The sequence below is a fragment of the Cognatishimia sp. SS12 genome, from assembly GCF_028369055.1.
In the GTDB taxonomy this organism is placed as follows: Bacteria; Pseudomonadota; Alphaproteobacteria; order Rhodobacterales; family Rhodobacteraceae; genus Cognatishimia.
This window is the reverse complement of record NZ_JAQNCZ010000001.1, coordinates 230,734-253,343: the sequence shown is the minus strand read 5'-3', so window position 1 is coordinate 253,343 and position 22,610 is coordinate 230,734. Positions and strand designations below refer to the sequence as shown.

The window sequence follows — 22,610 nt, the reverse complement described above, 5'->3', positions numbered from 1 at the left end:
GCGCCAGCATGGGTGAGATCACACCGAGCATGCTGATGCGCGCCTATGCGATGGGCGTCTTTCCCATGTCTGAACATCGGGACGACCCGGATATTTTCTGGGTCGACCCCAAACGCCGTGGCGTTCTGCCCCTTGATCAATTCCACATCTCCCGCAGCCTCGCGCGCCGCATGCGCAAGGGGGGCTACCGCGCATCTTTGAATAGGGATTTCGAAGCGGTCCTAAATGGCTGCGCGGCACGCGATGACACATGGATCAACGGGGAAATTCATCGTCTTTACATGGACTTGCACCAAATGGGCAAAGCCCACTCTTTGGAAGTGTGGCAAGAGGACACCCTGATTGGCGGCGTCTATGGCGTCACTTTGGGGGCCGCATTTTTTGGCGAAAGCATGTTCTCAGGGGCCACCGACGGGTCAAAAATCGCCCTGGCGTTTCTGGTGCATCATCTGAACAGATGCGGATTTACCCTGTTTGATACGCAGTTTCTGACGCCGCATCTTGCCTCATTGGGCGCGGTGGAAATTCCGCGCGCCGCCTATCACGCTGCGCTGGATATGGCTGTGCGCAAAAAGGCGGATATAATGGCTTATTCGCTGGCAGGCGCGTCCGAGGTGCTGGCCGCATCGGTGGTGCAGCGCAACACCCAGATATCATAGCGCGCATGATCCATGGCGTTCAGCGCCGGGGATGAGGCCACCATCCAGCCCTCAAAAAATGTCTCGGTCGCTGCTTCGCCATCATGGATCGCCAGATAGGCAAAGGCTTCGCCAGCGATATTGTCTTCGGGGTGGCGGCATTCAGCCAGATCAATACGCAGAGTGGCAAACCGCACGCTAAAGCCGCTTTGCAACTCGACGTCAGCAACATCACCCGTCAGCTTGTCGAGCCCACGCAGCACCGCACCGGTGCCACGAATGGCTTTGACCTCTTCGATCACATCCTCAAAGATTGGGGCTTGCCGCAGCGTGATGCCATCTTCGAGCCCATCAAGCTGCTCAATGGTGATTTCCTGCGCAGCGGCCAGCCCGGCGCAGAGCGACAGAGCTGTAGCCAGGCGCAGCATCATTCGCTGTCCCCGCCGCCAGAGACAAACTTCAACAGCAGGCTGATCAGGCTAACAGAGCCTTGGGTGTCTTCGATCTCGTCGCCCGCTTCCAGGTTGAAGGGCGAGCCACCGGGCAGAACCTCGACAAAATTGCCGCCCAAAAGTCCTTCGGAGGCAATCACAATCGACGTGTCATCCGGCAATGCGATCCCGTCCAGCACGGTCACAGTGGCGTCAGCGCGAAAGGTCTGTGGGTTGAGCGCGATATCCGTCACGGTGCCGATCTTGACGCCCGCAAGCCGCACATCGGTGCCAACTGTCACCCCCTCGATCGAGCGGAAAGAGGCGGTTAAATCATAACCGCTGCTGCGCGCGGCAAAGCCCGTGACCTGCCCCATGTAGATGACAAAGCCAAGCGCCGCCGCAAGAACGACGCCGCCAACCGCGATTTCCGTTTTTTGCGCCGCCATATCGCTTGCCACCTATTCCGGTTGCCAAGCTTCGTAGTCGCTACGCTCTTTCGGGGTGCCGACACGAATCGACCCGGCGGGCGCATAGGCCAGCATGGTGCCGGTCAGATTTTCCTGATGCGGCTTTTCCCAAGCCTTGTGCACCAGCGGTTTTTCCGAGGGTGGCGTATCAAACGTGCGGTGCAGCCAGCCATGCCAATCCGCACCAACGCGGCTTGCTTCGGCTTCGCCGTTGTAGATCACCCAGCGTTTGCTGTCGTCTTTGTTGCGGTAATAGACGTTGCCCTGATCATCTTCGCCAACTTTCTCACCTTTGCGCCAGGTGAAAAAACGTGTGTTCAATGTCTGGCCGTTCCACCAGGTGACAGCGCTCAGGATCGTTTTCAGAATGCTCATGCATGCCTCCGCAAATTCCCTTTTCATATGCCCCATTCAGGGGCAAAGGTCCAGTGCGAGAAATGCTGTAATTTCAAGCGCAGAACGCTGTGCCTACTCCTGTTTGATGGCGGCGAGCCAGGCCCGCAGGAACCGCTTGCGCTTCTGCGCATCCAGAAACACCAAAAGCCCCGGCCCAAGTCGAATGGGTTTGGTGGCGGCGGCGGCCTCGGACCGATCAAGGTGCCACTTGTAGAACGGATATTCGGGCACGGTGTCCGCCCCCCAGGCGCTGCGCAGCAGGTGATCAATGAAGCTGCGGGCCAGTGCATCTTCGTTGGCCCCTTTCAGCAGGATCGCCGTGCGCAGCATCATCGACGTGATATCCGCCGGATCAATCACGGCAATGCTATCTGCCAAATCCTCGCGGGCACGTGCATAGCTGCCCAGCACGTTGTAAGCCACAGCCAGATCGCCCCGGCTCACCGCCTCGATCATCACACCGGAACAGCAAAATAGCTGCGCGTCCAAACTGCCCATCACCTCCATCAGACGCCAAAAGGTCTCTGTCGTGCGCGCGTCTTGCGTGGCAAACAAATAGCCGGTGCCGCTTTGGCGCAGATCATAGGTGGCAACCCGGCCGGCAAAACGCTCGGGGTGGCGGCGCAGAATATTGATCAGCTCTTGCCGGTCGCGCGGCATCGGCAATCCGGCAAAGGCCTGCGGGGAGACCACAATCGACGCCTCTTCCTGCGAAAAAGCAAAGACATGGTTGCGCCAATTGCCCCACTCGGGCACCAGATCCGTGGCGCTGGATTCATGCACGGCGCTAAAGCCGTCATTGGCCAGTTTGATCTGCAGATCCATCGCGGAACTCAGCGCCAGATCAAACTGCGCGCCCTCGTCCGCAATCGCGGTCATCAGCTCACCGCTACTGACCAGCGTATAGTCAATCGCAACATCGGGCTGTCCCTTGAGGTAAAGCGTCATCAGCGGTTCAAGAATATCGACATCGGCCGTCGAAATGATGCGCAGCACGCGGTTTGCATCGTCTGGCCCAAACCGATGTTGTCCTTCGATTTCATAAGCTTGTAGCGGAAAGCTTATCAGAATGGCGCTGCAAAGCGCGCTTAGACAAATTGCAAGGTAACGCATGCGCCGCCTCCGTCTTTGGTGTTGTTGAGGATCAAACTGCCGCCGTGGGCTTCGGCCACTTCCTTTGCGATGGTCAGCCCCAGTCCAGAGCCAACCGTGCCGGCAGAGTTCTGACCACGCGCAAACCGTTCTGTCAGCAAGGCCGACCCTTCGGTGGGAAAGCCGCCCGCCTCATCCGTGACTTGCAGGTTAATGCTTTCGCCATCACGTTTGACCGATACCGTGATCTTGCGTTCGCGAGGGGAATATTTGATGGCGTTATCAAGAATATTGCGCACGGCATTCTGGATCAAAATGGCATCCCCATGCAGCCATGCATCCCCTTCAAGATCCGCGACCAGCGTCAGATCTTTCAGCTCGGCAACCGGCTGCAGCCGCGCCACCAATTCGCGCACAAGCTCCGCCAGATCAATGCGCTCGCGCTCCAAGTGGTCCGTGCGATACGTGACCATGGCGTGATCGAGCAATTGCCCCGCCGCGCGCGAGCTTTCGTCAATCGCGCGGATCATTTCACGCAGCGAATGGCGGTTTTCTTCGCGGTCCACGCGGCGCAGCAGCACCTCGGCCTGGGTGCGCACTGTGGCCAAGGGCGTGCGCACGCGATGCGCCGCCTCAGCAATGAAATCTTCGGACCGGGTCAGCGAGGTTTTCAGCCGCGCCATAAAACGATTGAGCGAGGTGACAAGCGGCACCATTTCGCTGGGCACCGGGCCAATCACCGGGCGCATGTCCTTTGGCCCCCGCCGCGACACCGAGCCCGCGAGCCGGTTCAGCGGGCGAATGGCAGATCGCGCGGTCAAAACGGCCAGCACCGCGGCCACGGTGAAAAAACCCGCGCCCGAAATCAGCGCAACCTGCGACATACGCGCCACGGTGGCCATCTGCCCTGTGCGAGTTTGTGCCACCGTCACAGCGACGTCTGCCGCCTGCGCGTTCAGGCTGATGCGACGCATCACCGTAATGGCGCGCACGCTTTCGCCTTTGTAAGTATCTGTGAAATAACGAGATCCTGCGCCATTTTCTTGAGGGTCTTGTGGCAGGTCCCGATAGCCGGTCAAAAAGGTATCGGCCACCGAAATGCGATAAAACACCCTATCGTCACTGACATTGCCCAGCATCGACAGCGCCCCGTAGGGGATGTCAACTTCGACCTCTTCGCCCTGCACCGACGTGGCCTCCAGTATTGCGGTGGCCGAGGCAAACAGGATGTTGTCCTGCGAGGTCTCGGCCAGATCGCGGGCGACATTCAGCACAACGAAATACAGCATCGTCGCCAATATTGCGGCCCCACTCATCAGTTGCAGCGTCAAGCGGCGGCTGAGCGAGCCAGAGCTTTGCGGTATTTCCGTCATGATGGCCCCGGGATCAGCGACATGCGATAGCCCAGCCCGCGAACGGTCGCGATTTCGACATCGGTGCCGGCCAGATGCTTGCGCAACCGTCCGACATAGACTTCGATGGCGTTCTCGGACACATCTTCGTCATAGGAGAACAGCCGGTCCACAAGCTTGGACTTTGAAAAAATCCGATCCGGCGCGCTCATGAACACTTCCAGCAATCGCAGCTCACGGTTGCGAAGCGTGATCACCTCTTCCCCGATTCTCAACGTACCGGCCAGCGCATCAAACACCAGTGATCCGAATCGCTGCGCGTTGCTTGACGCCCCGCCACGGCGGCGCAAGACGGCCCGGCAACGGGCCTCAAGCTCGGAAAAATCGAAAGGTTTGGTGATATAATCATCCGCCCCAAGATCCAGAACACCGACCCTGTCTGACACTTCGCTGCGGGCGGTCAGGACGATCACTGGGGTTTCGTTCTGCCGCGCGCGATGGGCTTTCAGAAAATTGCGCCCGTCCCCGTCAGGCAGCATAATATCCAATAAAATCAGATCGTAATCAGCCGTCGATGCAAAATGATCAGCCGCTGAAATATCGGCCGCATGATCCACGACATGCCCGTCCAGACGCAGGCGATCAAGCACCGCGCCGGCCAGGCCCTCATTGTCCTCGACAAGCAGAAACCGCATGCCATTTCCTCCCCTGATCCGCGGCGCGTGACAGGTTTGTGTCAGCTTCGCGTGTTCCCTTCAGTCATGAGCGGCTCTTGGGCGGCTTGTCAAATGGGGAGGACATAACCGGATTTCCACGCCACACGCCGATGGGCGCGGGCCATTGCGATGGCCATGCGCATGCGGGTGTGACGATGGGGACGGTGCGTGCACCCCTACGACATGCAGGGCCCGCCCAGGCCACTTGGAAATATGTCTTAGGGAGGACACCATGACAAAATTCACATTCACCCGCCGCGTAATGATGGCGGCAACGGTTGCCACGATGAGCCTGGGCGCACCTGTTTTGGCAGGCGGCCATCAGGTGGTGGACAGCATCCACTTTCTGATTCCGGGCGGCGCAGGCGGCGGCTGGGACGGCACGGCGCGCGGCACGGGTGAAGCACTGACAAAATCCGGCCTCGTCGGCTCTGCCTCTTATGAAAACATGTCCGGTGGCGGCGGCGGTAAAGCCATTGGCTATCTGATCGAAAACGCAGCCAGCCAAGAAGGCACGCTGATGGTGAACTCCACCCCCATCGTGATCCGTTCGCTGACTGGCGTATTCCCGCAAAGCTTCCGTGACCTGACACTGGTGGCCGGGACTATCGGCGATTATGCCGCGCTGGTTGTTGCTGCTGACAGCGACATTCAGGACCTGAACGGCCTGGTTGAAAAATTCAACGCCGATCCAAATGGCACGGCTGTGGGTGGCGGCTCTGTTCCAGGCGGCATGGACCATCTGGTTGCGGCCATGGTGATGGAAGAAGCGGGCGCAGACCCGGTGGAAATGAAATACGTGCCTTATGATGGCGGCGGCGCGACGATGGCAGGCCTTCTGTCCGGCGAAGTGCAGGCGGTGTCCACCGGCTTCTCCGAAGCGGTTGAACTGGCCAAAGCGGGCGAAGTGCGCATCATCGGCGTCACCGCGCCAGAGCGCGTGGATGCATATCCAGACGCGCCAACCATGGTTGAGCAGGGCAATGACACCACATTTGTGAACTGGCGCGGGTTCTTCGCGGCACCTGACCTGCCCGAAGAAAAACTGGCGGCTTATCAGAATGCCATCGCCAAAATGTATGACACCGAAGAGTGGGAAGCCGTGCGCGCCCGCAACGGTTGGGTCAACATCCACAACGAAGGCGGCGATTTCCGCACATTCCTGGAAGATCAGGAAAAGGTCATTGGCGATCTGATGAAGAAGCTGGGCTTCCTCTAAACCCCTGAAATCATTGTCATGCGCCCGGCTATGCCCGGGCGCATTTTCTCTAAACAGGAGGGCAGGTTATGGCGCTCGACCGCTGGATCGCCTTTTTTATTCTACTGCTGTGCCTTGCCTATGGGTACGCAGCCTTTTTCACCATGGATGGCCTTCTGCCACCGATCATGAAGCGCAGCCCGATCTGGCCCTCAAGTTTTCCAAAGGTGCTTTGCATTGGCGGCATCCTGATGAGCCTGTCGATCTTGCTGAAGCTTGAAAAGCCAATCGGCGCGGAGAAATCCCCCGACATCGATTTGACGCGACTGGGCGATTACAACGTGGCGCAGGCGGTGATGCTGCTGTGTCTGATGGTGGCATATGCCCTGCTGCTGCGTCCACTGGGGTTCCTGGCTTCAACCTTCCTGTTTCTGACCATTGGCAGCTATCTGCTGGGCGAACGCCGCTATGGGCTAATGGTGCTGGTTGCGGCCCTGGCCGCCGGGTCGGTCTGGTGGCTGGTGGATTCCGTTTTGGGCATCTTCCTAAGCCCCCTTCCCTTTTTCATGAACGGAGGCTGACATGCTCGAAGGACTTTTGATGGGCCTGTCCACGGCCTTTACCTTTACCAATATTCTCATGGTGATCGGCGGTTGCCTGATCGGCACATTCATCGGCATGTTGCCGGGGCTTGGCCCAATGTCGATCATTGCGATCATGATCCCGATTGCCATCACCATTGGCGATCCAGCCACCGCGCTAATCTTGTTGGCGGGTGTCTATTATGGCGCCGTTTTTGGCGGCTCGACCTCGTCTATCCTGATCAATGCCCCGGGGGTGGCATCGACGGTTGCCACCTCGTTTGACGGCTATCCCTTGGCGCGCAAGGGTCAGGCGGGCAAGGCGCTGACCGTGGCCGCTGTGTCATCCTTTGCTGGTGGCACGATTGGCGCGATCTTGCTGGCGATCTTTGCACCCGCATTGGCCTCTGTCGCACTGCTGTTCCACAGCTCTGAATACTTCGCCCTTATGGTGGTGGGCCTGTCGGCCATCGCCGCCTTTGCCGGCACTGGGCAGGTCTCCAAAGCGCTGTTGATGACGTTCCTTGGCCTCATGATGGCGACTGTGGGCGAAGGCGTTCTGTTCAACATGCCCCGCTTCACCATGGGGATCATGGATCTGCAGTCGGGCTTTGGGTTCATCACCCTGGCCATGGCCATGTTCGCCCTGCCCGAAGCCATTTATCTGGTGCTGGATCCGAAACGGTCCAAAACCGAAGGCGGCGGAAGCAGCAACGAAATCAAGGACCTGCGGATCACCCGCGCAGAGGGCCGCCGCATTGCACCCGTCATTGGCCGCCAGTCGCTGCAAGGCTTTTTCATTGGCGTTCTGCCGGGGGCTGGGGCCACCATCGCCTCTTTCCTCGGCTATGCGGTGGAACGCAATATCGCCAGCAAGGAAGAGCAGGACGAATTTGGCAAAGGATCGATCAAAGGCATCGCTGCACCGGAATCGGCCAATAATGCCGCCTGTACCGGATCGTTTGTGCCGCTGCTGACACTGGGCATTCCCGGTTCCGGCACCACTGCCATTCTGCTGGGGGCGCTGATTGCGCTCAACGTCAGCCCGGGTCCGCGCCTGATGGTGGATGAGCCACAGATTTTCTGGGCCGTCATCATTTCAATGTACCTTGGCAACCTTGTGCTGCTGATCCTCAATCTGCCGCTGATCCCATATATCGCCAAGGTGCTGGCGGTGCCGCGGAACTACCTGATCCCCTTCATCTTGTTCTTTACTTTGATGGGCGCCTACATCGGGCAGAACAACGCGACAGAGCTGTTGATCCTGGTCGGCTTTGGCGTGGTGGCCACCGCCTTCCGCTTTGCGGATTATCCCCTCGCGCCGCTGCTGATCGGCTTTATCCTTGGGCCGCTGCTGGAAAACAACTTTTCCCGCGCGATGCAGCTTTATGACGGCATGGCCTTTATCTGGGAGCGCCCGATGACACTGGGCCTGCTGGGTCTCGCGGTGGTGCTGGTGGTGCTGCCAAGCTATCGCCAACGCCGCGCACGCCTGCGCGCGGAAGGCGTGGCCGACGGCGACTGAGCCGAGACAAAACCCCGCCGCGCGGCTTCGTTCGCGCGGCGCACCCCCTAGCCAAGGCCATTTATGCGCCCGTCTTTCACCCAGATCAAAACCGCTTTGGCCGCCGCCTTCGGAGCCGCGGTTTTTTGGCTTTTGGGCCTTCCGCTGCCCTTTCTTCTAGGGCCGATGACCATATGCCTGGCCCTTGCTCTTGCCGGTCAGTCGCTCGAAGGCATGGGCCAAATCGGCATGGCGTTTCGCACGATATTGGGGGTGGCCATCGGGGCCTCGATCACCCCCGAAGTCCTGTCAGCCTTGCCACAAATGGCGGCCTCGCTGGCGCTGCTGCCGCTGTTTCTGCTGACTGTCGCTGCCACCTCTTATCCGCTCATGCGGCGGGTGTTCGGCTTTGATCCCACCACCAGCTACTACGCGGCCATGCCCGGCGGTTTGCAGGATCTGCTGATCTTCGGCGAGGAAGCGGGGGCAAATCTGCGGGTGCTGTCGTTGATCCATGCAACGCGCGTGCTGTGCATTGTCAGCATTGCCCCTTTGATCCTCAACGCCATCTGGGCCGTCGATCTGGTGGCCCCGCCCGGGCGACCTGCGGCCGATCTGCCGCCGCTGCAAATCGCCTTGCTGATCAGCGCCGGGCTGATCGGCTGGCGCATCGCGCTGCGGCTCAATATCATGGGGGCCTCCATTCTTGGCCCAATGGTGCTGACCACGCTTTTGTCGGTCAGCGGCATCATCACCCAGCGCCCCCCGGCTGAGATGATCTGGGCCAGCCAGTTATTCATCGGTATCGCAGTCGGCAGCCGCTATGTCGGGCTGACGCTGCGCGAAATGCGCACCATCGTTTTCGCTGGCATCGTGAATGCCATGCTTCTGGCGCTGCTGTCCGGGATATTCATTCTCCTGATCGTGCAAAGCCATCTTGCGGCGTCCGACATGGATGCCTATCTGGCGTTCCTGCCCGGCGGGCAAAGCGAAATGGTCGTACTGGCCATTATCGCCGGGGCGGACCTGACATATGTGGTGCTGCACCACATTTTGCGCATCGCTTTGATCGTCACCTGCGCGCCGCTGGTCCTAAAGTGGCTACAGCCGAGCCATTAGCGCACCAATAAGAACAAAATTTAACGCTAACACGCGGTCAAAAAGCATGAAAATCCCGTCGCCCTTCTGGCTTTTTCCCTTATAACACTAGCCTATAGTGTAACAGCCGTGTAAACGCGCGGTATCGCAGTCTTTAGGGAACAGACCGTTGCTCGATCTTACCAATGTCCGCTCGACGCTCGCAGAGCATTATGACCTTGCGCCAAATCCTGACCTCGCGGCCTCGATGCAAGACATCTACGCCAAGATGGATCGCGTGATCTCTCCGGCGGATTGGGCGATTTACGCGCCTTATGTCAAGGCCATCAACGAGCTGAAGAAAACCCGCAATGCCGTGATCCTCGGCCACAACTACATGACGCCGGAAATCTTCCATGGCGTCAGTGATTTTGTCGGTGACTCTTTGCAATTGGCGATGAAAGCCACCGATGTTGATGCTGATGTGATCGTGCAGGCTGGCGTGCATTTCATGGCTGAAACCAGCAAAATCCTAAGCCCTGAGAAAACCGTTCTGATGCCCGATATGGGCGCGGGCTGCTCGCTGGCCGAAAGCATCACCGCCGAAGGCGTGGAAGAGATGCGCGCCAAATACCCCGGCGCGCCCGTGGTCAGCTATGTGAACACCACCGCCGAGGTCAAAGCCGCCTCTGACATCTGCTGCACCAGCTCCAATGCTGTGCAGATCGTGGATGCGATGGAGTCTGACACCGTGATCATGACGCCAGATCAGTTCCTGGCGCAAAACGTGGCCAATCTCTCCAAGAAAAAAGTGGTCTTCTGGCCCGGCTCTTGCATCGTGCATGAACTCTACACAGCTGACGATCTGCGCGCCTATCGCGAGCTGGACCCAGAGGTCAAGATCATCGCCCACCCGGAATGCACACCGGATGTGGTTGCAGAATCTGACTTCACCGGCTCCACCTCTGGCATCATCAAATGGGTGCATGACAACAAGCCCGCCAAGGCGATGCTGGTCACCGAATGCTCCATGGCCTCAAACATCGCCGATGAGCTGCCCGAAGTTGAATTCGCCAAGCCCTGCAACATGTGCCCCTACATGAAGAAAATCTCACTCGAGAAAATCCTTTATGTGCTGCACACCATGGAAAATCAGGTCGAAGTCGATCCAGATATGGCTACGAAAGCCCGTCAATCTGTGCAGGCGATGATTGATCTGTCCAAAAAACTGGGCCTCTAAACACGTGCAAGAGATCACCACCGATCGCATTGTCATTGTGGGCGCGGGCATGGGCGCGCTTTATGCGGCGCTGAGCCTCGCGCCGCATCCGGTGGTGATGATCTCGCCGGAAACGCTGGGCCAAGGGGCAAGCTCGGCCTGGGCGCAAGGCGGCGTGGCAGCGGCCATGGATGCCGAGGACAGCCCGGAAAACCACGCCCATGACACGCTGAACGCAGGCGCAGGCACGGTGAATGCCGATGTGGCGCAGATGGTCACGCAAGAGGCGCGCCAGCATATTCTGGCGCTCACAAAAATGGGCACGCCTTTTGATCGCACCGAAACCGGCGGCTACGTGCTCAGCCGCGAGGCCGCGCATAGTTTTGCCCGCGTGGTGCGCGTCAAAGGTGATCAGGCGGGCGCAGAGATTATGGCGGCCCTGATTGAACAGGTGCACCAGACCCCCAGCATCCAAGTGCTTGAGGGCACGATGGCCGTGGCGCTGGACACGCAGGATGGCGCTGTCTGTGGCATCGCCATCCAAGAAAGTGACGACAGCCGCTCTGCCCCGATCATGCTGCGCGGCGCGGCCTATTTGCTGGCGGGCGGCGGCTCTGGCGGGCTTTATGCCGTCACCACCAACCCACCGCGCATTCGCGGTCAGGTCATTGGCATGGCGGCGCGGGCGGGCGCGGTGATTGCCGATGCGGAATTTGTACAATTCCACCCCACAGCCATGGATGTCGGCGAAGACCCGGCCCCGCTTGCAACAGAGGCGCTGCGCGGTGAAGGCGCGGTCTTGATCAATGCGCAGGGCCAACGGTTCATGAAGGCGATCCACCCCGACGCGGAACTCGCCCCCCGCGATGTCGTCGCCCGCGCGATCTATGCCCAAAGCCAAGCGGGCAATCGCCCCATGCTGGACACGCGCGCCGCGCTTGGCGAAGACATCAAAACCCAATTCCCCTCGGTGGCCGAATATTGCGCCCGCAACGGCATTGATCCGGCGCTCGAGCCAATTCCAGTTGCTGCCGCTGCGCATTACCATATGGGCGGCATTGAGACGGGCACCGACGGGCGCGCCAGCCTCGGCAATCTTTGGGTCTGCGGCGAAGCCAGCAGCACAGGCCTGCACGGGGCCAATCGCCTCGCCTCTAACGGCCTGCTCGAGGCGCTGGTCTATGCGCGCATCTGCGCCGAAGGCATCGCGACCCATATCGCCACCATCCCCGCACAAACCGCTGAAATCACGCTGGAATTTTCCGGCATCGGTACGCCACCCCAGCCGGAAAACATCACCACATTACGCCAATGCATGACGGACAACGTGGGCGTTGTGCGCACGGCTGAGCGCCTGATCACAGCGCTTAAGATCATTGCAGATCTGGAAACGCGCGACCCCTCGCCCAGCTTTCAAAACATGTGCGCCACGGCGACGATGATCACGCTCTGTGCGCTCTTGCGCGAAGAAAGCCGCGGCGCCCATGCCCGCGCCGATTTCCCCGACAGCTTGCCCGGTGACGGCAAGCGCTCCAGCATGACCTATGCCGAGGCGCTGGCCCGGCGCGACGCTATTCTGAAGGACACAGCATGAGCTTTGCCACCGTTCCCGACCTGATCCTAGAGCCGATGGTGCGCGCTGCGCTGCTGGAAGATCTGGGCAGCTATGGCGATGTGACCACCCGCGCGGTGATCCCGGCTGAGACCAGCTATGTCGCCAAGCTGAACGCGCGCGAAGATGCGGTGGTATCTGGCATGCAAGTTGCGGCGCTAGCCTTTCGGCTGGTGGATCCGACGCTTGAGATCACCACGCATATTGCGGATGGTCAGCCCTGCAAAAAGGGTGATGTGCTGATGGAAATCAGCGGCAAAGCCGCCTCGATCCTCTCGGGCGAGCGTGTGGCGCTGAACTATGCCGGCCGCCTGACAGGCATTGCCACCAAAACAGCGGGCTTTGTGGCCGAAACCAAAGGCACCAAGGCGCGTGTGACCTGTACGCGCAAAACCACGCCCAATATGCGGCTGATGGAGAAACTTGCCGTGCTGCATGGCGGCGGGCACAACCACCGCTATTCGCTGTCAGATGCGATCCTGATCAAAGACAACCACATCGCCGCAGCGGGCGGCGTGCGCCAAGTGCTGGAGGCCACCAAACAGCACGCCAGCCACATGATGGCCGTGGAAATCGAAGTCGACCGTCTGGATCAGCTCAAAGAGGTTCTGACCGTGGGCGGGGCCTCTGTGGTGCTGCTGGACAATATGGACAATGACACGCTGCGCGAGGCGGTGAAGATCGTCGATGGGCAGATCAAAACCGAGGCCAGCGGCAACGTCAAACTGGATCGCATTGCGTCGATCTCAGCCACCGGGGTGGATTACATTTCCTCCGGCGCGCTGACACACTCAGCCCGGACTGTGGATTTGGGGTTGGATTTTTAAGGCTCAGATAGGGTCACGCCCGATCCTGGGAGGGCGACGCTACCTATGCCTTATCGCGCGCTATCGCAAAACACGCGCCGCCACGAAACAAAATAGCCTAACAAACGCCCTCCCATGGGGAGGGTCGGGCGTGGCCCGGTCCGTTGGACCGCGCCGGGTGCTTTTCATGACCCGTAGGCCGGGCTTCAGCCCGGCACCCCCAAACGCATTCCAAATAAAAAGCCGGGCTAAAGCCCGGCCTACTCAAAACGCTTCTGGTTTGGCTTCGCGGGCCATATGGTCCAGCACGCCATTGACGAACCTGCCCTCTTTGCCCTCGGGGAAAAACGCCTGCGCGATTTGCACGAATTCGACGATCACCACTTTGGGCGGCGTGTCCATCTGCGTCAGCTCGGCCCCGGCGGCGCGGAACAATGCGCGCAGCGTACTGTCGATGCGGCCCAGCGGCCATTTGGCCACCAGCGCGCGGTCCGTCATCTGGTCGATCAGCGCCTGATTGTTCACCGCCTCTTCCAGCAGCGACGAGAACAAGGGCACATCCCCTTCCAGCATTTCATAGCCATCAAAGATTTCGCCAAACCGGTGGTCCAAAAACTGAACACGCACCTGATCATAGGTCTGATCAGAATGCTCCATCTGATAAAGCGCCTGCACCGCAAAAAAACGGGCTGCGGATTTCATCTTGCGTTTCTGGTTGCCGGACAGGCCAGCTTTGGTCTCAGAGGTCATGCGGTCGGGACACCTTTGCTATCACCCGCGATCTGGATCTCATCAGAAGCCGGAATAAATCCGACTCCCTTACGCGGGCCGCCCCATTTGCGCGAAAGTGCCACGAGATGCAAGGCCGCAGCGGCCGCTCCGCCGCCTTTATTTTGATCTTTCGGATCTGCGCGCACTTCGGCCTGGGGGCGGTTCTCGACCGTCAGGATGCCATTGCCAATGCACAGCCCCTGCAATCCCAACAGCTGAATGGCGCGGCTGCTGTCGTTGCAGACCGTTTCGTAATGGGTGGTTTCCCCGCGAATGACACAGCCAAGGGCGACATAGCCGTCAAAGTTGCTCATGCGTTCGGCGATGCCGATGGCGGTGGGGATTTCCAGCGCGCCGGGCACTTCGACCACCTCATGGCTGCCGCCGCAGGCCTCGATTTCCGCCACGGCGCCAGCAATCATATTGTCGGCAATGTCTTTGTAATACGGCGACACCACGATCAAAATCTTGACCGGCTTGTCAAAGCTGGGGCGGGGCAAAATGTAATGCTGTTCAGCGGTGGCCATAGGTTACTCCACTTCGATGGGGCGGGTGTCGACGATTTCCAGACCATAGGCCTGCAGGCCCAGATAGACAGCCTGTGGCGAATTGGTCAGCAGGATCAAGCGGCTCAGCCCCAGCTTGCTGAGGATCTGCGCGCCGATACCGATCTGTTTCACGGTGCGCGGGCCTGCGTCTTCTTCTTGGAACAGGCGGTTTTTCGGCGAACGGAAGAGGCAGACAACCCCGCGCCCTTCCCGGTCCACCGCTTCCATGGCAGAGCGCATTTCATCGGCGCGTTTGGCCCCAAGGCCCAGCATGTCTTTTTCAACCTTCAGCGCATGGGTGCGCACCAGAACCGGCGCGTCGGTGGTGATATCGCCCTTGATCAGCGCCACATGTTCCACCCCATGGGTCTGGTCGGTGAATATGCGCATGTCCCAGCGGCCGCCAAATTCGGAGTCAACCATCCGCTGCGCCGTTTGCACCACCAGATTGTCATTGCGCGACCGGAAGGTGATCAGATCGCTGATGGTGCCGATTTTCAGACCATGTTTCTTGGCAAACTCCACCAGATCCGGCAGGCGCGCCATGGTGCCATCTTCTTTCATGATTTCGCAGATCACGGACGAAGGATATTGCCCCGCCAAACGGCTGACATCGCAACCGGCCTCGGTGTGTCCGGCCCGCACCAAAACGCCGCCTTTGCGCGCGCGCAGCGGGAAGACATGGCCCGGCGTTGCGATATCGGCGGCGGTGCATTGCGGGTTGATCGCGGTCGCCACGGTCAGCGCGCGATCTGCGGCGGAGATCCCGGTGCTCACGCCTTCGCGCGCCTCGATCGAGACCGTAAAGGCAGTTTCATGTCGCGAGCTGTTGTGCATCGCCATCATCGGCAGGCCCAGCTCGTCAATACGTTCCGCAGGCAGGGTCAGGCAGATCAGGCCACGGCCATGGGTGGCCATAAAGTTGATCGCATCCGGCGTGGCGAAATTCGCAGGGATCACCAGGTCGCCTTCGTTCTCGCGATCCTCGTGATCCACCAGAATGTACATCCGGCCATTGCGGGCCTCTTCAATGATGTCTTCAATCGGGCTGATTGCGTCTTTTAGGGCCGTTTCAACCGGGCCGGGGGTTTCAAAGCTCATCTTGGGTCTCGCTCAGCAGAAGTCCCCCTGCCCATAGCCCATCTGGGCTGAAATGACCAGTGAAGCAATTCGTGCATTGCCGGTCGAGCAGCAACGTCACAGGAGGAAAATTATAAGGCGTGAAAAGGAGTTACCCCGCCTCGCTCATTTCGGTCAGCCGCGCGACATAGCGCGCAAGCGTGTCAATTTCCAGGTTGATCAGATCGCCCACCTTAGCATCCCCCCAGGTTGTCACCTCTTTGGTGTGCGGAATGAAATTGATGCCAAAATCACATCCGGCAACCTCATTGACCGTCAGCGATGTCCCGTTGAGCGCAACCGATCCTTTGGGGGCAATGAATTTGGCCAGATCTTTGGGGGCACGCAGGGTGACACGGGTGCTGTCGCCCTCGTCCTGCATGTCGACAATCTCAGCAACCCCGTCGACATGGCCCGACACGATATGCCCACCAAGTTCATCACCAACCTTCAGCGCACGCTCCAGATTGACGCGCTTGCCAACCTGCCATCCGCTTTGCCCGATATTGGTTTTCGATACGGTTTCTGCCGAAATTTCAACGTCATACCAGTCATCGCCCAATGCGATCACCGTCAAGCAAACGCCATCGCTGGCAATCGACGCCCCTAGCGCAATGCCCGAGGTGTCATAGCCGGTGCCAATGCGTGCCTTCAGATCGCCACGCTGCTCCAGCGCGCGAATTTCGCCAATGTCGGTGATAATGCCAGTGAACATGCTGCCCTCGTGAGGTGATCGGATCGTCCCCAGAGGTCTACAGCGCCCGGTTTGGCCTGACAAGACGCCTTACTTTTGCCCTCAACATCCGTTAACCTTTGTCAAAATGCAGCGTGATAAGCTGTAACAAATGGGCAGACAATGATGACACAGGCCGCCACAGCAGGCGACGGCAGCAGCCGCGTCTTCTTATTCCTGCAAGGTCCGCACGGGCCGTTTTTTCAGGGCCTCGCCAAAATGGTGGCACGCTCTGGCGCAGTGGTATGGCGCGTCGCCTTCAATGCCGGGGATGCGTTTTTCTGGAACGATAAATCCACGCTCATTCCGTTTCAGGACGACCAAAGCCAGTGGCCCGCATTCTTTGATCGCGTGATCGCGGATAAATCTGTCACCGACATTGTGCTGTATGGTGATGTCCGCGCGATCCATGCCGAAGCGATTGCCATCGCCAAAGACCGGGGTCTGACCATCCATATCTTTGAAGAGGGCTATTTGCGCCCCTTCTGGATCACCTATGAGCGCGGCGGCTCAAACGGGAATTCGCGCCTGATGGATATGACAATCCCCCAGATGCAACAGGCGCTGGAAGGCTCGGATATGGAAACGCCCCTCCCGCCCAGCCATTGGGGAGACATGCGCCAGCACGTATTTTACGGCGCGCTCTATCATTGGTTTGTGATGTTCTGGAACCGCCGGTTTCCCGCCTTTCGCCCCCATCGCGACCTGAGCGTTGGCAAAGAATTTCGCCTCTATCTCCGACGTCTCTTGCGCATGCCCTTTCACGCGATTGAACGGCGCATCGCCACACGGCGCATTCGCTTTGGCGGCTTTCCGTATCATCTAGCGCTTCTGCAGCTTCAGCACGACAGCAGCTTTCAGAAACATTCGCCCTTTTCCACACAGACCGAATTTCTGGAACTGGTGATGGAGAATTTCGCCGAAGGCGCGCCGCAGCACCACCATCTGGTGTTCAAGGCGCACCCTTTGGAAGACGGGCGCATCCCCGTGCGGCGCGAAATCCAGCGCCTTGCGCGGCAGTACGGCATAGAGGACCGGGTGCATTTCGTACGCGGCGGCAAGCTGGCGCAGCTGCTGAATGACGCGCGCAGCGCCGTGACGGTCAATTCCACGGCGGGGCAGCAGGTGCTGTGGCGCGGCATTCCGCTGAAGATTTTTGGCAAGGCGGTCTATGATCAGCCCGAATTCATCACCAGCCAGCCGCTCAGCCGGTTTTTCGCCGGGGCGATCCGCCCAGACATGAGCGCCTATCGCGAATACCGCCGCTATCTGCTGGAAACCAGCCAGGTTGCGGGCGGGTTTTACTCACGCAAAGGACGCCGCCAGCTGATGCGCCATGTGGTGGATATGATGCTCTCTGCCGAAGATCCCTATGACGCGCTCAAGGCGGGCACAGCGGCACCCCGGCAACAGTTGCGCGCCGTCAAATAAGGCAAGGCTAGACAAACGCTAGATTTTATCGGCGATTTGCGCTAATTTGCCTGAAAATATCGAGGCAGAATAATAACAGGTCGAGGAGACCGAGCAGTGAAACCCCAAACGTCCCGCTGGGCGAAATGCGTCGCCCTTATCGCGGCTATGGCCGTTGTGTCTTCTTGTGGCCTGCCCCGACCGGGCCCAAACAAACGCGAAATCTACGCAGGCTCCGTGCAGCAACAAGGCGACGCCTTTGTGGTTGCTGTGAATGACCGCGTGACCCGCGCCACCGCCGTGACCCCGGCGCTTGGCTTTTCAGATGCTTTCAAGAATGCAGGCCAGCTTGGCTCTGACACCATCCGCCCCGGCGATGTGCTGTCGCTGACCATCTGGGAAAACGTTGACAAACCCCTGCTTGGCCCGGAAGGGCAAGTGGCCGCTGTGCTGGAAGAAGTGCAAGTTGATGGCGCTGGCTTTATCTTCGTGCCCTATGCGGGCCGTATTCGCGCCGCTGGCAACACCCCCGAAGCCATTCGCCGGGTGATCCGCACCAAACTGGAAGATCAGACCCCTGATCCGCAGGTCGAAGTACGCCGCGCGGCGGGTGATGGCGCAACCGTATCGGTTGTTGGCGCTGTGACCGGCCAGGGCGTTTACCCGATTGAGCGCCCCACTCGCACCCTTGCCTCAATGCTGGCTCGCGCTGGCGGTGTGGCGATTGAACCTGAAATTGCCCAGGTCTTGGTACTGCGCAATGGCTCCACCGGCAAGATCTGGTTCCAGGATCTGTATGACCACCCGCATCTGGACATCGCCCTGCGTGGCGGGGATCGCATTTTGGTGGAGGCCGACACCCGCGCCTTTACCGCCCTTGGCGCAACCGGCACGCAAAGCCGCGTGAGCTTTGAAACCCAGACCCTGTCTGCCATCGAAGCCATTGCACAGGTCGGCGGGCTGAACTCGGCAGCCGCTGACCCAACCGGCGTATTTGTGTTTCGCAACGAACCTGCACCGATTGCCAATCAGGTGCTGGGCCGCGACGATCTGATTGGGGCGCAGCGTCTTGTCTATGTGCTGGACCTGACCGAACCCAATGGCATGTTCCGCGCCCGTGATTTCGTGATCCGCGATGGCGACACGCTTTACGTCACCGAAGCGCCGTTCACCACGTGGGACAAAACCATTTCCTCAATCACCGGCTCAGCCACCTCTGTCAGCTCGCTGACGACGCTGGCCGGCGGCGGATGAACGCGCAACCGATGACGACCGAAATGTCCGCCGGGGAGGCACCTCCCCGGCGGCTTTTCGTTTATAACGGCGGCTTTCTCACCCAGCGCAGGGTGCGGCGCATCCTCAAGCTCTGCGGCTATGACATCAGCCTGGGCCTGCCCGGCGCAGGCAGCGACACGGCAGACTGGGTTGGCGTCTGGGGCCACAGCCCGACTGCGCATCGCGGCGAGGCGGTGGCCGCGCGCCGCGAGGTACCTTTGCTGCGGGTGGAAGATGCCTTTTTGCGCGGGCTGTTTCCGGGGCGCGCGGGCGAAACGCCGGTGGGCCTGTGTCTGGACACTGGCGGCATGCATTACGATCCACGCCAGCCCTCGGACCTCGAAGAGGTTCTGGCAAACCATCCACTGGATGACAGCGCCCTGCTGGCGCGGGCGCGCGGCTGTATCGCCCGTCTGCAAGAGGCGCACCTCAGCAAATATAGCGCCACACCGCTTGATACCCCCCTGCCCGACCCCGGCTATGTGCTGGTGGTGGATCAGACCCGGGGCGATGCGGCCGTCACCGCCAGCGGCGCAGGCGATGCGCATTTTCGCGAAATGCTGGTGATGGCACAGGAAGAGCACCCCGGCGCGCGGGTTCTGATCAAGACCCATCCTGAAACCCAGCAGGGCTATCGCAGCGGCTATTATTCGGAGGCGGATGTCAATGAACGGGTGACGCTGTTTGACCAGCCCATCAGCCCCTGGCAGCTGTTTGAGGGCGCGGTTGGCGTCTATACCATCTCGTCGCAGATGGGATTTGAAGCGATCTTTGCCGGCCACAAGCCGCGTGTGTTCGGCCAGCCTTTTTATGCTGGATGGGGGCTGACGCAGGACGAACGCCCAGTGCCGCGCCGTCAGCGCCGCCTGACGCGGGCGCAGCTCTTTGCAGCAGCGATGCTGCTCTATCCGAAATGGTATGACCCGGCACGTGATGCGCTCTGCCCGCTGGAAACGGTCATCGACAGCCTTGACGCGCGCAGCCGCGCCTGGCGCGAGGATCACGCAGGCTGGAGCGGCCATGGCATTCGCCTTTGGAAGCGCAAACATTTTCAACGCTTCTTCGGGGCCCACACGCCGATGCGGTTTGAACCTGAAACGCCCAGCCCGCGCAGCATGACCTGGGGCAGCAAGGATGGCCCGGGCGACACATGGCGCGTTGAGGATGGGTTTCTGCGTTCGCGTGGTCTGGGGGCAGAGCTTGTGCCGCCGCTGTCGCTGATCGTTGATGACCTTGGGGTTTATTACGATCCGACCCGCCCCAGCCGCATGGAACAGCTGATTGCCGCGCGCAGCGCGCTGCGCCCGGATCAGCGCCTGCGCGCAGAGCGGCTGATCGAGCGGCTGGTGGCGCAGGGGCTCAGCAAATACAATCTCGGCGGCAGCGCACCAGAGCTGGCCGCGAACGGGCGTCGCAAGATCCTTGTTCCGGGGCAGGTCGAAGATGATGCCTCCATTCTCACCGGCGCGGATACGGTCAAGACCAATCGCGCGCTGTTGCAGGCGGCACGCGCCGCCAACCCCGATGCTTACCTGATCTACAAACCCCATCCAGATGTGCTGACCGGGCTGCGCGACGGGGCGATCTATGACGCAGATGAACTCGCGGATTTTGTCACCGAAGATGCGGACCTGCCGCACCTGCTGCAACAGGTCGATGCGGTCTGGACAATGACATCCCTCACCGGATTTGAGGCGCTCTTGCGCGGCTGTCACGTGACCACGCTGGGCGCGCCGTTTTATGCCGGATGGGGGCTGACCGAAGATCTGGGAAAAATCCCCCTGCGGCGCCAGGCGCAGGTATCGCTGGCGGGGCTGGTGCATGCGGCGCTGATTGATGCGCCGCGCTATTATGACCCGCGTCTGGGCGCGCCCTGCGCGGTCGAGCAGGCCTTGCTGCGCCTGTCGGAAGGCGACATTCCCCACCCGGGATACGCCAATCGCTTGCTCTCAAAACTGCAGGGTATTTTGGCCAGCCGCCGCGCTTTCTGGCGATAACGCGGCCCTAGGTGGGGCGCCGCCAGACACTCATGATATCGCCGCCAACCGGTTCATGCCGGACCAGCGCAAAGCGCGGCGCATCGCGCAGCGCCGCAATGCCCATCGCGCCAATGCCGGGCGTGCCCTCGGCCCCCATGGCCATACCCGCATGGAAGACCACCAATTCATCCACAAGATCCGCTGACAACAACGAGGCCGCCAAGGCGCCGCCGCCTTCGCAGAAGACGCGCGTCAGCCCCTTGCCCCCAAGCGCCTGCAACAGCGACTTTGGCGACAAATGCCCACCCGACAGATCGCAGGGCAGCAGCTCTGCCCCCAGATCCGCCCAGGTGCGTAGCAATTCTGCATCCGCATCCGGCCCATGCGCCAGCCACACAGGGATCTCTGTTGCGCTGCGCGCCAGTTTGCTCATCAACGGCAGGTCAAGCCGACGGCTCGCCACCACGCGCACCGGCTGATGATCAATGCCCAGATCGCGCACGGTCAATGACGGATCATCCGCCCGCGCCGTGCCGCCGCCCACCAGCACCGCATCATGACGGGCGCGCCTCATGTGCACACGCCGCCGTGCCTCAGGCCCGGTGATCCACTGGCTTTCACCGGTGGCTGTGGCAATGCGCCCATCCAAAGTGGCTGCAAGCTTGAGCGTCAGGAAAGGTCGCGATTGCTCTGTCTTCAGAAAAAATCCCTGCAGATCCTGCGCCGCCTCAGCCGCGCCAATGCCGACATCAACCAAGATCCCAGCCGCCCGCAGCATGTCAAACCCGCGCCCGGCCACACGCCCGTCGCTGTCGCCCACGGCGACAACAACCCGCGCGATGCCCGCCGCAATCAGTGCCTCAGCACAAGGCGGCGTCTGGCCGTGGTGCGAACAGGGCTCAAGCGTGACATAGGCAGTAGCCCCGCGCGCGGCGGCACCGGCCTGCGCCAACGCCTCAGTCTCCGCATGGGGGCGACCGCCGGGCTGTGTGTGCCCGCGCCCGACAATGCGCCCGTCTTTCACGATCACGCATCCCACGGCCGGGTTCGGCCAACAGCGCCCCTGCCCGCGCCGCCCCATGGACAGCGCCAGCGCCATGAAACGGTGGTCTTGCTGGCTCACTCTTCTGGCTTCACATTCGGCCTGAGTTCGGAAACGAATTTGTCAAAATCATCCGCCGCCTGGAAATTTTTATAGACGCTCGCAAAGCGCACATAGGCCACAGTATCGATCCGCGCCAGCGCCTCCATGACAATTTCGCCGATGGTTTTGGAATTGATATCGGTTTCGCCCATGCTTTCCAGACGCCGCACGATGCCAGAAATCATCTGGTCAATCCGCTCAGGCTCCACCGGGCGTTTCTGCAGCGCGATACGGATCGAGCGCTCCAGCTTGTCGCGATCAAAATCTTCGCGGCGGCCAGAGGATTTCACCACCACCAGATCGCGCAGCTGCACCCGTTCATAGGTGGTGAACCGCCCACCGCAGGCCGGGCAAAACCGTCGCCGCCGAATGGATACATGATCTTCCGCTGGGCGCGAGTCCTTCACCTGAGTGTCAATATTTCCGCAAAACGGGCAGCGCATGATAATCCCCCAAAACCGACATGCCATGCAACTTTGGGTGCAGCCCAAAGTTATCCACAGCCACTATAGGCGACCCGCTAGAGTTTGGGTAGTGGA

The 22,610-nt window shown here is 60.3% G+C and carries 23 protein-coding genes; 11 read left to right on the top strand and 12 right to left on the bottom strand.

The window, feature by feature from the left end:
- The first annotated feature begins 8 nt into the window (after nt 1-8).
- The gene (gene aat / locus N6L24_RS01210) at nt 9-659 is read left to right on the top strand and encodes a leucyl/phenylalanyl-tRNA--protein transferase (RefSeq protein WP_271842818.1); all 651 of its coding nucleotides are present in this window, start codon (nt 9-11) and stop codon (nt 657-659) included.
- On the opposite strand, the gene N6L24_RS01205 is transcribed toward aat, so the two are convergent.
- From N6L24_RS01205 to N6L24_RS01180, 6 genes are all read right to left on the bottom strand, one after another.
- Nucleotides 590-1,066, bottom strand: coding sequence for a DUF2155 domain-containing protein (locus tag N6L24_RS01205; RefSeq protein ID WP_271842817.1), 477 nt, complete (start codon nt 1,064-1,066; stop codon nt 590-592). The two genes, aat and N6L24_RS01205, sit on opposite strands and share 70 nt — an antisense overlap.
- On the bottom strand, nt 1,066-1,518 hold the full coding sequence (mlaD, locus tag N6L24_RS01200; protein ID WP_271842816.1) for an outer membrane lipid asymmetry maintenance protein MlaD: 453 nt from the start codon (nt 1,516-1,518) through the stop codon (nt 1,066-1,068). The genes N6L24_RS01205 and mlaD overlap by 1 nt, the downstream gene beginning before the upstream one ends.
- A gap of 12 nt (nt 1,519-1,530) precedes the next feature.
- Nucleotides 1,531-1,914 carry an NADH:ubiquinone oxidoreductase subunit NDUFA12 gene (locus N6L24_RS01195; protein ID WP_271842815.1) on the bottom strand — a complete coding sequence of 128 codons (384 nt, stop codon included), beginning with the start codon at nt 1,912-1,914 and terminating at the stop codon, nt 1,531-1,533.
- Between the two features lie 93 nt (nt 1,915-2,007).
- Nucleotides 2,008-3,048: an ABC transporter substrate-binding protein gene (locus N6L24_RS01190; RefSeq protein ID WP_271842814.1), complete on the bottom strand. Its 1,041-nt coding sequence runs from the start codon at nt 3,046-3,048 to the stop codon at nt 2,008-2,010.
- The gene (locus N6L24_RS01185; protein ID WP_271842813.1) at nt 3,024-4,400 is read right to left on the bottom strand and encodes a sensor histidine kinase; all 1,377 of its coding nucleotides are present in this window, start codon (nt 4,398-4,400) and stop codon (nt 3,024-3,026) included. The genes N6L24_RS01190 and N6L24_RS01185 overlap by 25 nt, the downstream gene beginning before the upstream one ends.
- Nucleotides 4,397-5,074, bottom strand: a complete 678-nt coding sequence (locus N6L24_RS01180) for a response regulator transcription factor (RefSeq protein ID WP_271842812.1) — start codon at nt 5,072-5,074, stop codon at nt 4,397-4,399. Before N6L24_RS01180 ends, N6L24_RS01185 begins: the two co-directional genes overlap by 4 nt.
- A 253-nt stretch (nt 5,075-5,327) precedes the next feature.
- Here N6L24_RS01180 and N6L24_RS01175 point away from each other — a divergent pair, with 253 nt between their 5' ends.
- From N6L24_RS01175 to nadC, 7 genes are all read left to right on the top strand, one after another.
- A complete protein-coding gene (locus tag N6L24_RS01175) occupies nt 5,328-6,314 on the top strand; it encodes a Bug family tripartite tricarboxylate transporter substrate binding protein (RefSeq protein ID WP_271842811.1) in 987 nt (328 codons plus the stop codon).
- 68 nt (nt 6,315-6,382) lie between these two features.
- Nucleotides 6,383-6,874, top strand: a complete 492-nt coding sequence (locus tag N6L24_RS01170) for a tripartite tricarboxylate transporter TctB family protein (RefSeq protein ID WP_271842810.1) — start codon at nt 6,383-6,385, stop codon at nt 6,872-6,874.
- Nucleotide 6,875: 1 nt separating this feature from the next.
- Nucleotides 6,876-8,399, top strand: a complete 1,524-nt coding sequence (locus N6L24_RS01165) for a tripartite tricarboxylate transporter permease (RefSeq protein WP_271842809.1) — start codon at nt 6,876-6,878, stop codon at nt 8,397-8,399.
- A 63-nt stretch (nt 8,400-8,462) separates the two neighbouring features.
- Nucleotides 8,463-9,497, top strand: a complete 1,035-nt coding sequence (locus N6L24_RS01160; protein WP_271842808.1) for an AbrB family transcriptional regulator — start codon at nt 8,463-8,465, stop codon at nt 9,495-9,497.
- 148 nt (nt 9,498-9,645) lie between these two features.
- Nucleotides 9,646-10,695, top strand: a complete 1,050-nt coding sequence (gene nadA, locus N6L24_RS01155) for a quinolinate synthase NadA (RefSeq protein WP_271842807.1) — start codon at nt 9,646-9,648, stop codon at nt 10,693-10,695.
- A gap of 4 nt (nt 10,696-10,699) precedes the next feature.
- Nucleotides 10,700-12,268, top strand: a complete 1,569-nt coding sequence (locus tag N6L24_RS01150) for an L-aspartate oxidase (RefSeq protein ID WP_271843453.1) — start codon at nt 10,700-10,702, stop codon at nt 12,266-12,268.
- Nucleotides 12,265-13,113, top strand: coding sequence for a carboxylating nicotinate-nucleotide diphosphorylase (gene nadC / locus N6L24_RS01145; protein ID WP_271842806.1), 849 nt, complete (start codon nt 12,265-12,267; stop codon nt 13,111-13,113). The genes N6L24_RS01150 and nadC overlap by 4 nt, the downstream gene beginning before the upstream one ends.
- A gap of 243 nt (nt 13,114-13,356) precedes the next feature.
- Here the strand turns inward: nadC and nusB are convergent, their stop codons facing one another.
- The 4 genes from nusB to N6L24_RS01125 form a co-directional block, all read right to left on the bottom strand.
- On the bottom strand, nt 13,357-13,842 hold the full coding sequence (gene nusB, locus N6L24_RS01140) for a transcription antitermination factor NusB (RefSeq protein WP_271842805.1): 486 nt from the start codon (nt 13,840-13,842) through the stop codon (nt 13,357-13,359).
- Nucleotides 13,839-14,390: a 6,7-dimethyl-8-ribityllumazine synthase gene (locus tag N6L24_RS01135; RefSeq protein WP_271842804.1), complete on the bottom strand. Its 552-nt coding sequence runs from the start codon at nt 14,388-14,390 to the stop codon at nt 13,839-13,841. Before N6L24_RS01135 ends, nusB begins: the two co-directional genes overlap by 4 nt.
- 3 nt (nt 14,391-14,393) lie before the next feature.
- A complete protein-coding gene (gene ribB / locus N6L24_RS01130) occupies nt 14,394-15,512 on the bottom strand; it encodes a 3,4-dihydroxy-2-butanone-4-phosphate synthase (protein WP_271842803.1) in 1,119 nt (372 codons plus the stop codon).
- A gap of 130 nt (nt 15,513-15,642) precedes the next feature.
- Nucleotides 15,643-16,245 (bottom strand): riboflavin synthase, encoded by a 603-nt coding sequence (locus N6L24_RS01125; RefSeq protein WP_271842802.1) that lies wholly within the window; start codon nt 16,243-16,245, stop codon nt 15,643-15,645.
- Nucleotides 16,246-16,386: 141 nt separating this feature from the next.
- Here N6L24_RS01125 and N6L24_RS01120 point away from each other — a divergent pair, with 141 nt between their 5' ends.
- The 3 genes from N6L24_RS01120 (at nt 16,387) to N6L24_RS01110 (ending at nt 20,945) form a co-directional block, all read left to right on the top strand.
- Nucleotides 16,387-17,694, top strand: coding sequence for a capsule biosynthesis protein (locus N6L24_RS01120; protein ID WP_271842801.1), 1,308 nt, complete (start codon nt 16,387-16,389; stop codon nt 17,692-17,694).
- Between the two features lie 96 nt (nt 17,695-17,790).
- A complete protein-coding gene (locus tag N6L24_RS01115) occupies nt 17,791-18,927 on the top strand; it encodes a polysaccharide biosynthesis/export family protein (RefSeq protein WP_442872566.1) in 1,137 nt (378 codons plus the stop codon).
- Nucleotides 18,928-18,938: 11 nt separating this feature from the next.
- Nucleotides 18,939-20,945 (top strand): capsular polysaccharide biosynthesis protein, encoded by a 2,007-nt coding sequence (locus N6L24_RS01110; RefSeq protein ID WP_271842800.1) that lies wholly within the window; start codon nt 18,939-18,941, stop codon nt 20,943-20,945.
- 7 nt (nt 20,946-20,952) lie between these two features.
- On the opposite strand, the gene ribD is transcribed toward N6L24_RS01110, so the two are convergent.
- Both ribD and nrdR read right to left on the bottom strand, forming a co-directional pair.
- The gene (ribD, locus tag N6L24_RS01105; protein WP_271842799.1) at nt 20,953-22,050 is read right to left on the bottom strand and encodes a bifunctional diaminohydroxyphosphoribosylaminopyrimidine deaminase/5-amino-6-(5-phosphoribosylamino)uracil reductase RibD; all 1,098 of its coding nucleotides are present in this window, start codon (nt 22,048-22,050) and stop codon (nt 20,953-20,955) included.
- Nucleotides 22,047-22,514, bottom strand: coding sequence for a transcriptional regulator NrdR (nrdR, locus tag N6L24_RS01100; protein WP_271842798.1), 468 nt, complete (start codon nt 22,512-22,514; stop codon nt 22,047-22,049). Before nrdR ends, ribD begins: the two co-directional genes overlap by 4 nt.
- Between the last annotated feature and the right edge of the window lie 96 nt (nt 22,515-22,610).

Excerpts from the sequence above, each read along its gene's own strand:
- nrdR (WP_271842798.1), bottom strand. The coding sequence starts at position 22,514 with ATGCGCTGCCCGTTTTGCGGAAATATTGACACTCAGGTGAAGGACTCG.
- N6L24_RS01190 (WP_271842814.1), bottom strand. The coding sequence starts at position 3,048 with ATGCGTTACCTTGCAATTTGTCTAAGCGCGCTTTGCAGCGCCATTCTG.
- N6L24_RS01180 (WP_271842812.1), bottom strand. The coding sequence starts at position 5,074 with ATGCGGTTTCTGCTTGTCGAGGACAATGAGGGCCTGGCCGGCGCGGTG.
- N6L24_RS01125 (WP_271842802.1), bottom strand. The coding sequence starts at position 16,245 with ATGTTCACTGGCATTATCACCGACATTGGCGAAATTCGCGCGCTGGAG.
- nusB (WP_271842805.1), bottom strand. The coding sequence starts at position 13,842 with ATGACCTCTGAGACCAAAGCTGGCCTGTCCGGCAACCAGAAACGCAAG.
- N6L24_RS01110 (WP_271842800.1), top strand. The coding sequence starts at position 18,939 with ATGACGACCGAAATGTCCGCCGGGGAGGCACCTCCCCGGCGGCTTTTC.
- N6L24_RS01135 (WP_271842804.1), bottom strand. The coding sequence starts at position 14,390 with ATGGCCACCGCTGAACAGCATTACATTTTGCCCCGCCCCAGCTTTGAC.
- N6L24_RS01175 (WP_271842811.1), top strand. The coding sequence starts at position 5,328 with ATGACAAAATTCACATTCACCCGCCGCGTAATGATGGCGGCAACGGTT.
- ribB (WP_271842803.1), bottom strand. The coding sequence starts at position 15,512 with ATGAGCTTTGAAACCCCCGGCCCGGTTGAAACGGCCCTAAAAGACGCA.
- N6L24_RS01120 (WP_271842801.1), top strand. The coding sequence starts at position 16,387 with ATGATGACACAGGCCGCCACAGCAGGCGACGGCAGCAGCCGCGTCTTC.
- N6L24_RS01195 (WP_271842815.1), bottom strand. The coding sequence starts at position 1,914 with ATGAGCATTCTGAAAACGATCCTGAGCGCTGTCACCTGGTGGAACGGC.
- N6L24_RS01160 (WP_271842808.1), top strand. The coding sequence starts at position 8,463 with ATGCGCCCGTCTTTCACCCAGATCAAAACCGCTTTGGCCGCCGCCTTC.
- aat (WP_271842818.1), top strand. The coding sequence starts at position 9 with ATGGGTGAGATCACACCGAGCATGCTGATGCGCGCCTATGCGATGGGC.
- mlaD (WP_271842816.1), bottom strand. The coding sequence starts at position 1,518 with ATGGCGGCGCAAAAAACGGAAATCGCGGTTGGCGGCGTCGTTCTTGCG.
- nadC (WP_271842806.1), top strand. The coding sequence starts at position 12,265 with ATGAGCTTTGCCACCGTTCCCGACCTGATCCTAGAGCCGATGGTGCGC.
- N6L24_RS01185 (WP_271842813.1), bottom strand. The coding sequence starts at position 4,400 with ATGACGGAAATACCGCAAAGCTCTGGCTCGCTCAGCCGCCGCTTGACG.
- N6L24_RS01205 (WP_271842817.1), bottom strand. The coding sequence starts at position 1,066 with ATGCTGCGCCTGGCTACAGCTCTGTCGCTCTGCGCCGGGCTGGCCGCT.
- N6L24_RS01165 (WP_271842809.1), top strand. The coding sequence starts at position 6,876 with ATGCTCGAAGGACTTTTGATGGGCCTGTCCACGGCCTTTACCTTTACC.
- N6L24_RS01170 (WP_271842810.1), top strand. The coding sequence starts at position 6,383 with ATGGCGCTCGACCGCTGGATCGCCTTTTTTATTCTACTGCTGTGCCTT.